This is a genomic window from Methylocaldum sp. 14B (genome assembly GCF_002005105.1).
Lineage (GTDB): Bacteria > Pseudomonadota > Gammaproteobacteria > Methylococcales > Methylococcaceae > Methylocaldum.
This window is the reverse complement of record NZ_MSCV01000008.1, coordinates 138,276-153,150: the sequence shown is the minus strand read 5'-3', so window position 1 is coordinate 153,150 and position 14,875 is coordinate 138,276. Positions and strand designations below refer to the sequence as shown.

The 14,875-nt window shown below is 57.1% G+C and carries 13 protein-coding genes; 9 read left to right on the top strand and 4 right to left on the bottom strand.

Annotated features, from left to right (window positions below):
* Positions 1-267: 267 nt before the first annotated feature.
* Both B2A78_RS08000 and B2A78_RS07995 read left to right on the top strand, forming a co-directional pair.
* Positions 268-993 (top strand): DUF502 domain-containing protein, encoded by a 726-nt coding sequence (locus tag B2A78_RS08000; RefSeq protein WP_077729421.1) that lies wholly within the window; start codon positions 268-270, stop codon positions 991-993.
* An 83-nt stretch (positions 994-1,076) separates the two neighbouring features.
* Positions 1,077-2,300, top strand: a complete 1,224-nt coding sequence (locus B2A78_RS07995; protein WP_077729420.1) for a site-2 protease family protein — start codon at positions 1,077-1,079, stop codon at positions 2,298-2,300.
* A 34-nt stretch (positions 2,301-2,334) separates the two neighbouring features.
* On the opposite strand, the gene B2A78_RS07990 is transcribed toward B2A78_RS07995, so the two are convergent.
* Positions 2,335-3,567, bottom strand: a complete 1,233-nt coding sequence (locus tag B2A78_RS07990) for a cation:proton antiporter (RefSeq protein ID WP_077729419.1) — start codon at positions 3,565-3,567, stop codon at positions 2,335-2,337.
* Between the two features lie 364 nt (positions 3,568-3,931).
* Between B2A78_RS07990 and B2A78_RS07985 the strand changes: the two genes are divergently transcribed.
* The 4 genes from B2A78_RS07985 to B2A78_RS07970 are packed head-to-tail and all read left to right on the top strand — an operon-like array spanning position 3,932 to position 6,235.
* A complete protein-coding gene (locus B2A78_RS07985; RefSeq protein ID WP_077729418.1) occupies positions 3,932-4,690 on the top strand; it encodes a DUF1538 domain-containing protein in 759 nt (252 codons plus the stop codon).
* Entirely contained in the window at positions 4,687-5,469 is a 783-nt protein-coding gene (locus B2A78_RS07980) for a DUF1538 domain-containing protein (RefSeq protein WP_077729417.1), read from the top strand. Before B2A78_RS07985 ends, B2A78_RS07980 begins: the two co-directional genes overlap by 4 nt.
* 11 nt (positions 5,470-5,480) lie before the next feature.
* Positions 5,481-5,831: a P-II family nitrogen regulator gene (locus B2A78_RS07975; protein ID WP_077729416.1), complete on the top strand. Its 351-nt coding sequence runs from the start codon at positions 5,481-5,483 to the stop codon at positions 5,829-5,831.
* Entirely contained in the window at positions 5,828-6,235 is a 408-nt protein-coding gene (locus tag B2A78_RS07970) for a CBS domain-containing protein (protein ID WP_205780707.1), read from the top strand. Before B2A78_RS07975 ends, B2A78_RS07970 begins: the two co-directional genes overlap by 4 nt.
* Positions 6,236-6,719: 484 nt before the next feature.
* On the opposite strand, the gene B2A78_RS07965 is transcribed toward B2A78_RS07970, so the two are convergent.
* Positions 6,720-8,345, bottom strand: a complete 1,626-nt coding sequence (locus B2A78_RS07965; protein ID WP_077729414.1) for a DHA2 family efflux MFS transporter permease subunit — start codon at positions 8,343-8,345, stop codon at positions 6,720-6,722.
* Positions 8,346-8,692: 347 nt separating this feature from the next.
* Between B2A78_RS07965 and B2A78_RS07960 the strand changes: the two genes are divergently transcribed.
* Positions 8,693-9,394: a class I SAM-dependent methyltransferase gene (locus tag B2A78_RS07960; RefSeq protein WP_077729492.1), complete on the top strand. Its 702-nt coding sequence runs from the start codon at positions 8,693-8,695 to the stop codon at positions 9,392-9,394.
* Between the two features lie 35 nt (positions 9,395-9,429).
* On the opposite strand, the gene B2A78_RS07955 is transcribed toward B2A78_RS07960, so the two are convergent.
* Together B2A78_RS07955 and B2A78_RS07950 are read right to left on the bottom strand one after the other, a co-directional pair.
* Positions 9,430-10,401 carry a polyprenyl synthetase family protein gene (locus tag B2A78_RS07955; protein ID WP_077729413.1) on the bottom strand — a complete coding sequence of 324 codons (972 nt, stop codon included), beginning with the start codon at positions 10,399-10,401 and terminating at the stop codon, positions 9,430-9,432.
* A 103-nt stretch (positions 10,402-10,504) separates the two neighbouring features.
* Positions 10,505-11,116: a hypothetical protein gene (locus tag B2A78_RS07950; protein WP_205780701.1), complete on the bottom strand. Its 612-nt coding sequence runs from the start codon at positions 11,114-11,116 to the stop codon at positions 10,505-10,507.
* 378 nt (positions 11,117-11,494) lie between these two features.
* Between B2A78_RS07950 and B2A78_RS07945 the strand changes: the two genes are divergently transcribed.
* Together B2A78_RS07945 and rpoE are read left to right on the top strand one after the other, a co-directional pair.
* Entirely contained in the window at positions 11,495-13,063 is a 1,569-nt protein-coding gene (locus B2A78_RS07945; RefSeq protein WP_077729409.1) for a lytic transglycosylase domain-containing protein, read from the top strand.
* A gap of 387 nt (positions 13,064-13,450) precedes the next feature.
* On the top strand, positions 13,451-14,026 hold the full coding sequence (gene rpoE, locus B2A78_RS07935) for an RNA polymerase sigma factor RpoE (RefSeq protein ID WP_077729405.1): 576 nt from the start codon (positions 13,451-13,453) through the stop codon (positions 14,024-14,026).
* Positions 14,027-14,875 lie beyond the last annotated feature (849 nt).

Sequence of the window (14,875 nt, the reverse complement as noted above, 5' to 3'; positions counted from 1 at the left end):
TTCACCTCGACCGGCGAGCGCCTGGAATAAATAGATCTCTTCCTCCTGGAAACCGAATGATCGCGCAGTCCTGCCGACCGGTACTATGATACGCCTAGGACAGGAGCGGCAGCATAATAATTCAATGATTTTCTTATGGACAGATTGCCGCAGCCCCTTCTTGAAAGACGGATTTCGCCGGCCCGTAGCCAGAATTTTTGAACCTCGCGATATCTCGGCGAGCCTGAATCACGCAACGACTTTGCAAAACGTTTGTCGGTAATTTCTATGGAGAGCAAACGGCGAAGATCTTTCATCCACCACGTGCAGAGAAACATTCTCGCGGGGCTGGTCGTCCTTACCCCGATACTGCTCACCTGGCTCGTTTTCGACTTCATCCTGGCAAAGCTGATCGCCTTCGGGCGACCTTGGATACCGGCCTTGTATAGAGCCATTTATACGTTTTCTCCCAAGCTGGCGGATTTGATGCTCAACGGCTGGATCGATTCGGTGCTCGCCCTGCTGATCACCCTCGTCTTGCTCTTCATGCTGGGCTGGCTGACGAGCCGGGTGGTCGGTCGGCAGATTCTGATCGGGTTTGAATTGTTGCTGGAAAAAATCCCGGTACTGAAAGCCATCTACGGCTCCACCAAGCGGCTGCTACTCGCCTTTCAAGCGCAACCGGAGCAGATCCAAAGGGTCGTGCTGATCAATTATCCCACCGAGAAAATGCGGGCCGTGGCCTTTGTGACACGCATCGTCCGGGATACCGAAACCGGCGAGGAACTGGCGGTGGTTTATATGCCCACCGCTCCGAATCCGACGTCCGGTTATATGGAAATCGTGCCCCTTTCCCAGGTGACGCCCACCGATTGGACCGTGGAAGAAGGCATGCAATTCGTCATATCGTGCGGGACCAGCACCCGCGAGCATGTCGGCTTTTCGGACGCCCAACGCCGCGGACAAGACGGCAGCGAAATGCCGATGAAAGAACCAACTAGTCGATCGGGGTGAGATTTGCGCGTTCCGATGCTTTATCCCGCCCGAAACTGTCAAAGAGTTTATCGACGGCCGGACCAACCGAACGGAGCATTACCATGGGAGCACGAACAGCTTTGCGCCTCGGGCGCGTGGCAGGCATCGAAATCCTGGTTGACTGGAGCCTGCTGATCATCTTCTCGCTCATTACTTTAAGTCTCGGGGCCGGCTTGTTTCCGGCTTGGCATCCGGACTGGGGCCCGCTGCTGATCTGGGGAACCGCAATCGCCGCGGCCTTGCTGTTCTTCGGGTCGGTGCTTTTGCATGAACTTTCCCATGCCATAGTTGGCCGAGCCAACGGTATTCCGATTCCGCGCATTACCTTGTTCATGTTCGGCGGGATGGCGCATATGGAGAAAGAACCTCCCTCATGGCGCGCCGAGTTGTACATGGCAGCCGTGGGGCCGATCACCAGCCTCGTGCTCGGATTCGTTTTTCTGGGACTGGCCAAGATGGTTATCGGTCCCATGGAGATCGATCCCGACAACCCGCAGCAATCGTTCGCGACTTTGGGGCCTACCGTCAGCCTGCTCATGTGGCTGGGCCCCATCAACATCATTCTCGGCCTGTTCAATCTGGTTCCCGGCTTTCCGCTCGACGGCGGGCGGATTCTTCGTGCCGCGCTGTGGGGCGCGACCGGCGACTTGCTCACCGCTACGCGCCGCGCCTCGGCAGTCGGGCAAGGGTTTGCCTGGGTGTTGATGGGGTCCGGCTTTCTCATGATCCTGGGATTGCGCGTACCGATATTCGGGGCCGGTTTCATCAATGGCTTATGGCTCGCGTTGATCGGCTGGTTCCTCAACAACGCGGCCGTCATGAGCTACCGCCAGTTGCTCGTTCACCAATGGCTCGAGGACGTGCCCGTCCTGCGCATCATGCACACCCGGTTCGAGCGGGTGGCGCCGCAGTTATCTCTTCAGGCATTGGTGGACGAACACCTGATGCCGAGCGGACAACGCGCTTTTCCGGTCGAGGAGCGCGGCCAGTTCATCGGAATGATCTGCCTTCGCGATCTGCCGAAGCGCCCGCGCGACGCGTGGAGGACCACGACTGTCGGCGACATCATGACGCCGAGACACGAATTGGTGACTCTTTCTCCCGAGCAGGACGCAGCCGCCGCGCTGGACCTTTTCGGCAAGCGTGACGTGAATCAGCTGCCGGTGCTGAAAAACGGGCAGCTCCTCGGATTCGTCCGGCGCGAAGATATTTTGAAATGGCTATCGCTTCATGCCGGCCTGACTGTCACTGAAGGCGGCCGGCCTGCTTCGCGGCCTCTCGGCTGACGGAAACCGCCCATCGGCGGGCAAGGCTCGGGATTTACTGTCTGCGAACCGGTTCGGCTGCAAGCCGGGATCCGAGGACGTGGTAATACCCTTTCAGCAGCAGCGGCGCGAAGATGGTGGTGAAGGCGATGACGATGATCAAAGCGGCATAGATCTCGTTGCTCAAGATGTTCGATGTCCGCCCCAGCTCGGCAAAGATGAGCCCTACCTCGCCGCGCGGAATCATCGCCAGCCCGACGGCAAAACGAGTCACCCAGCGTTCGCTGATGAACAGCGCGCTGAACAGCTTGCCCGCTATCGCGGTACCGATCAGGGATAGCGAAAACACCCAAATGAAGGGGGACGTCCAATCGATGGTTCGGAGATTCAGCGATAGCCCGACCATCACGAAGAAAATCGGCACGAACAGATAAATGATGGGGCGCATCTGATTGTCGATGCGCTCGGCGAATTCGGTACCGGCATGCACGGCCAGACCGAACGGCAGGAAAAATCTCCGGGAAAGGGCGAGTCCTGCCGCAAATCCCCCGAGAAGTTCGGGCGCGCCGATCTCGTGGGATAGCCAGGCGAAAAAAAGCACCAAGGACACAACGGTCGTGGGAATCAGTCCCGGCGTCTGGCTGAACTCGTCGAAGCGCCTGATCTCCAGCGATATGAGCTTGGCGAAAATCGGAGCCAGCAGGAAGAATACGGCGATGAACAGCAGCACCCGGCCGGCGTTCATATAACTGATACCGCCGCCGATGGAAAACTCATAAAGAATCGCGAGCAGCACCACCCCCAGAATGTCGTCGATTACTGCGGCCCCTAGCACCAGTTGAGCTTCGTGAGAGTGCCTCTGATGCAGGTCGGTCAAAACCCGTATCGTGATGCCGATGCTGGTGGCGGTCAGGGTTCCGCCGATGAAAAGGGATTCGAGCAACGGGCGTTCGAAGACTTCATAGCTCACCAAGAAGCCGAATGCGAACGGCAAGGCGAAGCCGCTGACCGCCACGATCGAGGATTTGAAGCCGGCGCGCGCCAACTGGCGGATGTCGGTTTCGAGCCCCGCTTCGAACAACAGCAAAATGATACCGATCTCGGCCAGCATGCGGATGGTCTGGCTCGGTTCGATCCAGCCCAGCACCGTAGGCCCCAAAACGACTCCGGCCATGAGTTCTCCGACCACCGGGGGCACCCGCGCCAGCGCCGCCAGCTCGGCGAACATGCGCGCGCTCAAGAGAATGATTAGAAGATTGAGGAAGAATCCGTGTACCGGGTATTCCATAGGACATATTCTCCCGATGTGGCGATTCGGCGAACTCGTATGGGGAAACGCCTAGAGAACCGGAAAAACGTATCGTCGGTCAAGTCCCGCACGCTTTCAATCATCGTTCTCTGGACTCAGCATGATACCGGCTTAATGTACCACTAGCGTGACAACCACCTTGCACAGCACGACCAAAATGGCCGATGATTAGACTATCCCACCCCGGGTGCACTATTAGCGCAAAACCCCCTCAACCTCGTCGGTTCGGAACGACCTGGAAGAGGCGATTTTCGCGCACTTAGGGCACTCGCGTTCGCCAAGTTGCCATCAACGCGGTCGCACATCTACCAATCCATATCGAGCAAGATTCACGATTGTACTTATGGGGTCAAAATTTCCTTTCATCGAACGGGTTTTGCATAACCGCTTCGTTCGGCAGTTACTCGCCAGCGCACTGGATCTGGTGCCCATCGTGGTGGTCATCCTGTTTTTTCAAATCCTGGTAATCCAGCAGCCGATTCCCGAGGCCGGACGGTTCGTTGCAGGCATGCTGCTGGTCGTTTTGGGGCTGACCTTTTTTATGCAGGGCTTGAAGCTGGGGCTGTTTCCGCTGGGCGAAAGCATGGCCCATGCGTTCGTCCGCAAGGGCAGCCTATTTTGGATACTGGTATTCGCTTTCGCACTGGGATTCGGCGCCACCGTAGCCGAACCGGCACTTATCGCCGTCGCCGACGAAGCAGCCCGCATCGCCGCCGACGACGGCGCGATTACAGCTTCGGTAGAGGCCCGCAAATCATACGCACTGGGTCTTCGCCTTACCGTCGCCACGGCGGTGGGATTCGCGCTGATCGTCAGCACGATCCGCATCATCCGCGGCTGGCCGCTTCCTTATGTGATCGTCGGCGGCTACGCTGGCGTAGGCATCATGACGATCTTCGCGCCGCCGGAAATCATCGGCATCGCCTACGATTCCGGCGGCGTGACCACCTCGACCATCACCGTGCCCCTGGTGACTGCGTTGGGCGTTGGACTCTCGTCCTCCATTCCTGGGCGTAATCCCGTGAGCGATGGCTTCGGACTGCTCGCCCTCGCCGCCTTGATGTCCATGATCTTCGTCATGGGATACGGGATATTTGCATGAACGAGTGGCTGCACGAATTCGGAAATATATTGTTGGAGACCCTGCGCGCCGTATCCCCGATCATCGGTTTGCTGGTGCTCTTCCAACTGCTGGTCATCAGAAAACCCTTGCCTCACCCGGGCCGGATTCTCGTGGGCTTTTTGTACGTCCTGCTAGGCGTTGCCCTATTTCTGGTAGGACTCAAAATGGCCCTGTTTCCGATCGGCGATCTGATGGCTCAACAGCTGACCGCGCCGGATTTTCTCGGTATCGAGCCCGATCCTGATCGTGTCCATTGGTATAACTATATCTGGGTCTATCTGTTTGCCGGCTGCATCGGATTCGCCGCGGCCATGGCCGAACCCACCCTCATCGCCGTTGCGGTCAAGGTATCGGAGGTTTCGGCCGGAAGCATCAGAGCCCTGCCGCTCCGTCTCGCGGTCGCCCTCGGCGTAGGCGGCGGACTGGCGCTAGGCACGTTCAGGATCGTTACCGGCGCACCGCTGTACACCTACATCCTTACGGGGTACGCCATCGTAGCCATTCAGACCGTTTTCGCCCCCAAGGTCATCGCCGGGCTCGCGTACGACGCCGGCAATGTGGCCTCGTCGACGGTAACGGTACCCATCGTGACGGCACTCGGATTGGGTCTGGCCGCCGCCGTTCCCGGCCGCAATCCCTTGCTGGACGGATTCGGCCTGATTGCGTTCACTTGTCTAATTCCTATAATCAACGTGCTTGGTTACGGCCAGATCGCCATGTGGTTGAGTCGGCGCAATCAAGCGGCCAACAACGACTAAGGTAGCCTCATATGCGCTTCAAACTGATCATCGCCTTCGTGGAAGACGATAAAACCGAGCTCATCCTGAAAACCGCTCGTGCACATGGCGCTACCGGCGCCACCGTCATCGCCAATGCCCGCGGCGAAGGACTCAAGCGAACGAAAACGTTTTTCGGACTGAGCCTGGAAAGCCAAAGGGACGTGCTGTTGTTCCTGGTAGAGGAGCATCTGACTCGACATATCCTGGAAGCCATCGGCCGTGCGGGCAAGTTCGACGAAAAGCCCGGCACCGGAATCGCGCTTCAGATCGATGTGGAAGACGCCGTAGGGATCACGCATCAAATGGAAAAATTAGCCCCCATCGTCGAGGAGGAACTCTGATGGATAAAAAACCCATTATCCGGGTCCGGGACGTTATGAAGACCGATTTCGGAACGATCGACGGCATCGCCACCATCAGCGAAGCCTTGAAGAAAATGAAATCGATGAGAACCTCGGTGCTGGTGGTCAACAAGCGGCACGATGACGACGAATACGGCTTGATCACCGCCGGGGACATTGCTCGGCACGTATTGGCGAAAGATCGCGCGCCCGATCGGGTCAACGTCTACGAAATCATGAGCAAGCCGGTGATTTCGGTGCACCCCGACATGGATATCCGGTACTGCTCGCGCCTGTTCGCAAATCACAATCTCGTACGCGCCCCGGTGCTGGACGGCCGCAACGTCGTGGGCATGATAAGTCCCAACACGCTCGTGCTGGACGGGCTTTATCAGATCGTTTGAGGGCCGTTTCCGTCTGTTCCGCCGATGCCCAAATCAGGCAAGGTGAGCCACGGCACTTTTTTGAGCCACTGCTATACTTTTTCGATACGGCATCGAAAAGTTATCCACTGTCAAGACTTGACAGGATTTTGAACAAGCAGCGCTTAGTTAAGGCGATACCGTAAATTATCAATTCATCATTTCGTAATAAATCATCTTCGCAAAATCAATAGTTTACGATTTTAATCCGTCCAACAACCGGGCCTGAAAAAAACCTGGCCAGACTAACGTAAGGCCCGAAAATATCAGGTGCCGCCGCTTTCATCCCCATATTTATCCACAAGGTTGTCCACGAAATCTGTGGACAGGCGACCAGGTTTGTTTGGCTGACTTAGATAAGAACATCTCCCGATCGCGGGAGCCGGTTTATTTTAGTCGTAGGTGGCAATCCCTTGCCGACTACTGCTGCCCTTCCCCAAGAGGTTTTCGTTGAATCGGTGCGGGATCAGTGTCCTCCACCGGTTTCCTGATCCGTCGACACTTTCCTGACCAGAGGCATCAACAAGAGGGAGGCGAAAAAGATAGCCCCCAGCAGATGGAATAAATCGTTGGCGGCCATGACCTCGGCTTCTCGTATCACCCACCGGGAAAGCTGTTTGAGCGCCGCTTTTTCGCTGTCCGGCAAGGGAAATCCGGCCATTTGCGCCTGCAGCTTAGCGATCAAGGCTTCTGCCTCCCGCGAACCCCCGGTCACGGATTCTCGCAACGCAGCGTAATGCTCCTTGATATAGCGCGTTTTCAAGGAACTGGCGACAGCGATGCCGATAGCTCCGCCCAGATTGCGCATCAGATTGAACAGCCCGCTAGCGTTCTTGACCTCGTCCGGCGGCAAGGTACCGAGGGCCAAACCGCTGATCGGCAAGAAACAGAACATCAAGGCGAAGCCTTCCACGGCTTGCGGCCAGAAGAATTCCCAATAGCCGGCGTCGGCGGTCAGACTGCCGTTCATCCAGGCGCCGGTTCCGTAGAGCGCCAGTCCGCCGGCCAGCATCAGGCGCGAATCCAGCACCTTGGATAACGGGCCGGCGAAGAAGGCGGATACGAATTGAAATAAGCCCGTCACCATGACGTATTGACCGATCTGCAGACTGTTCAGCCCCTTGACTCCGGCCAGATACACCGGGATCAGATAAATCATGGTGTAGAGGCCGATGCCGAGGATGAAGCTGAACGCGCAGCCGACAGCGAAATTGCGGTTGCGAAACGCCCAAAGGTCGACGATAGGGTGTTCGAGCGTCAGTTCCCGGTAAAACATCGCGACGCCGCCCGCCGCGGCAAGACAAGCGAAAAACACGATCTCGCCGCTTTCGAACCAGTCTTTCCGAGTCCCCTCTTCCAGCACGAATTGCAGGCTGCCAAGGAAAACCACGATGTACAAAATGCCGCGGAAATCGATCCGATTCAGCAAGTCCCATTCGGGCTCGTCAATCCGCAGGAAGAGCCAGGTTCCTAGGCAGACCAGCAAGCCGGGCAAGAGATTGATCAGAAACAGCGCCTTCCAGGATACCGTCTCGGTGAGATAGCCGCCGAGTACCGGGCCCGCGGTGGGCGCGACGGTAACCACCAGCCCCACCAGGATGGTGATCGCCGGTTGCAGGCGGGGCGGAAACAAGGTGTAGATCACCGCGAATATCGACGGGATCATGGCTCCGCCGAACAACCCCTGCAAGGCTCGGAACACCACCATCGAGGGCAGATCCCAGGCCAGCGCGCAGCATAGGCTCATCAAGGTGAAGCCGCCGCAGGCGAGAACGAACAGATAACGGGTCGATAAGGCCCGGCCCAACCACCCGGACAAGGGAATGATCACCACTTCGGCGACCAGATAGGCGGTTTGTACCCAGCCGATCTCGTCCCGCGTCGCCGAAAGACCCGCCTGAATCTGCTCCAGAGAACTGGCGACGATCTGAATATCGAGGACCGCCATGAATACTCCGAAGATCATGGCGGTAAAACCGATCCATTCGGACGGGCTGACCTCTCTTTCCCGGATCTCCGGACTTTCGCTTACGTGCTCCGGCTCGCTCCCGGCAGTGTCGAGACGGATTTTCTCCGCTGCGCTTGCCGCCATGACGCGCTATCGAACTCGAGTCCTGATCAGGGTAGACGAACCGCGCTTCGATGCGCCGAATCGGCGTTGAAAAAAGACCAGCGGAGAAGTTCGATGAAGCAGAAAACGAATGAACACAGTTGCGACGCCCTAAACTAAACGGTTCAGTTTAGGATAAGTGGGAACTTTACGATTCGCAAACGGTTTGTCTCGGCGGCAACACGCTCTATGAGAATCCAAATCATTCGCCGTCGGAAGCGTCCGACGACATAGATGTCGGAGTAGTCGAAACCCTAATGCGCGTGATAGTCTCGGCCTTCGAGAAATATCCACTTTCGGGCTTTGTTGCAGCCCAAGGAGTCGGTCGCATGGATTCGCATCCCGGAACAGCCACGGCCCATCGTTTTTTCGCCGGCACCGGCGCCAGCTACGACACCATCGTCAGACTCTGCACCCTGGGTTTCGACCTTTGGTGGAAACAGAGGATTGTGGACGCGATTCCTAAAGACGCTTCGCATATCGTCGACCAGGCCTGCGGGACCGGCATCCTGACGTTCAAGATCGCCCGCCGTTTTCCCGCATGCCGGGTCACGGGCGTGGAACTCCGGGACGAATATCTGAATATCGCCAAGGAAAAAGCGCGCGCGCTGAAACTCCGGAATGTGGATTTCATGCTCGGAAAAGCCGAAGACATCCGCGTCGATGGCCCGATCGACTGTATTACATCCTCTTATCTGGCCAAATATGCCGAGCTGGAGAGTCTGATTCGAAACGCCAAGGCCATGCTTCGCCCCGGCGGAGTTCTCGTCATGCACGATTTCACCTATCCCAGCGGTCCCATATTCGCTCGGCTCTGGGAGTTTTACTTCAAAATTCTTCAAATGGCGGGACCCAGATTTTTCCCCGAATGGAAAACGGTTTTCGACGAACTGCCCGGATTTCTCAAACAAACCGCATGGCTGACCGAACTTCCGGAGGTTTTGCGCGAGAACGGCTTCGCCCCGGTGAACGTCGAAACGCTGACCTGGGGCGCGTCGGCCCTGGTGACGGCGACGAAATCCGCGAGCTGAAATTCCGGTGAGCGCTCACTCCAAAGCCCGATGCGTTAAACCCCGTTAAACATGTCGATCAAATCCCGTGGAGCGTCATGAATCATTACTCTCTTGCGGGAGTCGGGCACGAGCCCCGAGACCTCGAGACACGATAATTGGAGACGTCGTTCCATCTCCTCCTCCATGTTCATCCGTGCTTCCTCGAAGCTTTTCGACAGTTCGCACGACAGCGTCGAGCGCTCTCCGGTCAACAGGGGCGTAATCGAGGCTTGTAGGTTCCCGCCGAAGCGGACTATCGCAGGCGCAAGAGCGGCTATGGCCCGAGCGTCGATGACTCCGCTCGACAGGTGATGCTTGATTTCCTGCAAATCGTCGGCGATCTGATACGCTTCGCCGATCAAAACACCATAGCGATAAAACGCATTTCGGACATCCCGCTCGGCACCCGCCGCAAGTGCACCCAGTTCGCAGGCAACGCCGAAAAGCACGCCGGTCTTGAGATCGATGATCGCGTCATAGAGGGATTCGGGCACGGCATCGGCCCGGAGATAAACAGCCAGTTCCGAAGGATCGATGGGTTCCTGAAACGCGCCCTTGGCGATTCGGGCGATCGCACGCGACACCGCCAGGCCATCATCCCGGCTCAAGTCGCTCATCATCTCGATGGCGGAAGCGAAGATGACATCTCCCAAAAGCACCGCTTTCCGCGCCCCCGCCAAGGTCCAGGCAGCAGGTTTGCCCCGCCTGGCGCGATCCTGGTCCACGAAATCGTCATGGATCAGCGTGGCCCCGTGAACAAGCTCCACCGCCACGGATCTCGGCACTGCGGACGACGGATTTCCGCCAAGGCTTTCGTTCACCAGGCACACGAGGGAACCTCTGATCATCTTTCCGCCCCGGAACGTATCGTTCAGCGCCTCATCGGGACGGACATGCAGGCCCTGAAAAAGTCCCTGCAAGGTCTGATCGATCGCTTCAACAAGAATCGGCCTACACCCGCAGCAATAATCCTTGAATCCCTTCACGCCCGCAGTCCTTCTCACATGGCGAAAACCGCTCGGGAGACCATATCACAACTTGGGCAAGACCCGCCGGGATATTCGCCGATATCGGCAGAGAGGTAGCGCCCTAATCGAACACGCGAAACAGCAGCAGGCCCATGCCCAGCACGATGACTCCTAGGCTGATGCTTTTCAAAATCGCCTCGTACCGGATCATCAAGGCCCGATCGGCATCGCCGAGGCCGCCGCCGCATTGCTTGAGCGCCTTGTAAGGCCGCGATGTCTTGATCTCTACCAGGCTGAACAGAGCCATGGACAAGGCGACCGCGATCACGGCGACGGAGAGAGTGTTCGTTTGCATCACGTATCCCGCCAAAACCGGCAGAAATCCCCATGAAAACGCGAACCATCCGTCGGTATGGTAGCGTCCGTCGAACCATTCCAGGTTATAGGCAAAGACGAAGAATCCCTCGACAAGCGCGATGAAGATCAGATTCGGCACGAAACGCACCATGAAGTAGGCTGCAACCAGATAGGCCGCCGCTAGCGAGCATCCCGCCATGAGCCACAGCTGCCGTTTGCCGAACACGTCGCCCCATGGCTTTTTCGCCTTGCTGCCCAGCGCATCCAGGGCATGGGCGCCGATTCCGAGACCCAAGAAGTAAATGAAGGCGATGGCGATCACCCGGTCCCAATGGAGATCGGGTGCCAGCACGGACCCGATCACGGTAAAGGACATGACCATCGCCGTATAGGGCAGAAAAAGAAGGCCGATCGCTCTCCGAAATTTAGGAGAGCCGAATCGGGGAACGAACCATTCGGACCCTCTGTCCGGCTTCGCTGAGTCATCAGGCGTCAACGCATGTCCTCCATCCGGGTTCTAGTAGAAGCACTCCGCCGAATATTTCGGGATGATAGCCTCGTCACGCTTGATCCCGAAAGCACCGTTTGAATCGCTTGCGGATATCACTTGCCCCCAGCTGACTACGGAGAGATACTTACATCGGGGTATTTCGGGGGGCTTCCCCAGTTTCCCAGAAACCCGAAAAAGAAGGCATCGACTTTACCTTTCCGTCGTGCCCGCACGACTGTTTCTCACGGATGGAGATGGATCGTTATGAAACCGAAATCCTCGTTTCGCTCTTGGATGACGCTCGGCATCTTGGTGATGGTGTTTGCCGAATCCACTGCCGAGAATACCGTTCCTCGACCCCGTCATTATCCGGATGCGGTGCAGGAACAAGGCAGCCCCCCGTTTGTCGAGCCGGTAGGATTGCAGGATGCGGTGCAATTCTGGCGCCAGGTTTTCGGGGTGTGGCATCTGAATCAGTTTGCACTCCACGACACCGTTCATTTGGGCGTGGTCTACGACGTGATCAAGCTGCCGGATGTCGATGGCGAGGGTCTGACACATGAGCATAAAGCGTCCGTAGAATGGCACGTCCATGCCCTCGAAAATGAACTTCGGGACTTGGAAGATCGGGTGCGGTTCGGTGCCAGCTTGACCGACACGCAGCAACGACTGTTCGATCTCCTGGTCAGCCACGCCGGCGAAAACGCCGTGTACGGAGCAAGTCAGCGGGTACGCGGTCAACGCGGGCTGCGGGAACGCTTTCTAAAGGGACTCGAAGCCAGTGGCCGCTACGATCGCCTGTTCCGCAGGATATTCCGCGAGGCCGAATTGCCCGAAGACCTCGCCTTGCTTCCCCACGTCGAATCGTCTTTCGTCAATCACGCGCATTCCTCGGCGGGAGCCGCCGGGATGTGGCAATTCATGCGCGCGACAGCTCGCCGCTGCCTTCACCTGAGCCGGGCGGTCGACGAGCGCTATGATCCGGTGTTTGCCACGCGCGGCGCCGCACGGTACCTGGCCCACGCCTATGAAGTGCTCGGCGACTGGGGACTGGCGATCACCTCGTACAACCACGGCATAGGCGGAATGGCGCGCGCCAGAGACGAATTCGGACCGAACCTCGCTCGGATCGTCCGCTATTACCAAGGTTCGACCTTCGGTTTCGCGTCACGGAATTTTTATGCCGAATTCCTTGCCGTGCGGTCGATCATCCAGAATCTGCCGAATTATTTCCCGGCGGGCGTATTCTTCCAACCGCCTCTCAAGCACGATCTCGTCCGTCTAACCGGCTCCCTTCCGGTCACTCATCTGGCGAGACTCCACGGCCTGGAACGCGACACGCTTGCCGAGCTCAACCCCGCTTGGACAACATCCGCGATCAAGGGGCGCACCCTGCTCCCCGCGGGCATCGACGTTTGGCTTCCTCAAGGGACCTTGGAGCGCACCCCGGGCATTTCGGCCTATGAACAACCCGTGCTGGTGGCCGGCGATGACGCTCAGTCCAACAGACGCATCGTCACTGCCTCGCTGATCGATGTCGGAGAGGAGCCGGTGATGATGTCATCGCGTTTGCTCACGACGCCGGCACCGGTCCCGGCAGAGGATATCGTAAAGGGCTCCGGGCGCGGAAAAGCCGTCGCGCAGAAAGCCAAGTCCGCAAAGCTGTCGAAACAAGGGCACCGGGTACATGTGGTTCGCCGTGGCGAATCTCCGCGTCTGATCGCGGCAAAATACGGCGTTGGACTTCGCAAATTGCTGACGATGAACGCGATCACGCAAGGGACGGTGCTTCGGCCAGGTCAACGACTGCGCATTCCGATGAAATCCAGCTGACATTTGAAGGGCTTCGAGGTCTTTTCAGGCAACGAACCGGGAAAGCGGTTAAAGGCGAAGAGATTTGATCCGTAGATATTCGTGCGAAGTTTTACGACTTTTTTACAACAAATGCCGAGTGTTTAATAAGACCATAAACCAATTCTTATTTAACGTCGGAACACCTAACGGCTGGTGTAACTCGCTGCTGTAGCGGCACTATTTGCCTTTTAACGATATAAGCTTTTTGTTGTGCGGCTATATCCATGGCCGAATGATAACAGGAAGATAACGGTAAAAATCGGTATAACTGCTGAGCGGAAGGGTTTTTTGGACAGGACGGTCTTGATGAGCTCGAACACTGAAGCCGTTATGGGATCCGACAGAATCTTTCCAAGGAGGATCTTCATGGCTACTGTTTATATCGACGATCAGGAATTGGTACATCGAGTCCAACAGGGAGACCGGAGTGCTTTCGATCGTCTGGTGCGCAAGTACCAGGCCAAGCTCTTGCAACTGATAGGCCGTTATATCAAGGACCCTCACGAATCGTGGGATGTCGCGCAGGAAGCCTTTATCAAGGCCTACCTTGCACTCCCGAGATTCCGCGGTGACAGCGCGTTCTATACCTGGCTCTATCGAATCGCCATCAACACCGCCAAGAATCACCTGGCGATGCGGCTGCGCCGCCCGTCGGAAGACGAGCTCGATGTCGAAGAGGCCGAGCAGTTCGAATCCGCCGTTCGCCTGAAAGACCAGGAAACTCCGGAAGGCTTGGTATTGACCGAGGAACTTGCGCTAACCATTCAGCAGGCGCTCGACAAACTTCCGGGGGAGTTGCGGACTGCTATCCAGTTGCGGGAATTCGACGGGCTGAGCTACGACGAAATTGCCCAGGTCATGCAATGCCCGGTCGGAACGGTCCGCTCGCGCATCTTCCGGGCGCGGGAATTCCTCGACAAGCAAATCGAATTTTTACATTGAGGCATCGGACGACGCGCCAAGGACGACGCGATCCCTCCTCCGTCCTGGCTGGATTAAAAGGATGTTCTATCGGCCGGGATCGAGATGCGATAAAACAGAATAACCGAAGCGTGAGGTTCGAAGGAGAGTCTTGACGACTGGACCTAAACATCCGCTGTTTCGGCGACAAATTCCGCATTTCCGGGTGACTCGACACCAGCGCCCAGCCATCATTACTCTCGGAACATCCTTTTCCATGCGACATCCCGGTTCCTTTCGCTTGTCCTGACACTGATCGAATCATCCCTGATTCCACTCGACGACTGCCACGGGCGCCTCGGGGGAAAGCGCCCTTGGTGATTGCAGAGTAGTTGTCATTGAACAGCGTCCGAGCTCTTTCGGAAATACGCAAAAGTGCCTATGGACGCATGAACGGCCCAGGCAATTCCAAACCGACGGCTTTTTCGGTACACCGGTGTCCATACGTAGACTTGCGGATGTCTTGGTCAGGCGCAACACGCTTAAGAGCCTATCCCAGTAGGCTCAAGAAACCCTTCGACAAGCTCAGGGCGAACGGCCTACTGGGATAGGCTCTAAATACGCGTCACTCGAATGTAACAGCCTACCCCTAAGCCTGGCTAAGGATAGGAGTACGGGTTGAACGATTCGAGGCCGAACCATGGACGATTCGATAGGATTTAGGACATAGCGAAAGGAATGCGGATCTCGCAGGAACAGGATGCTCCAAGATAACTGGACCAGAAAAATACCAAAGAAAAAGACATCGGCCAAAGGCCAGCCGAGAGTCGGTCAAGAGGAGGAGGCGGTCTGGTCCAGTTATCTCATCTAATGCGGTAAGTCTCAGCCGCA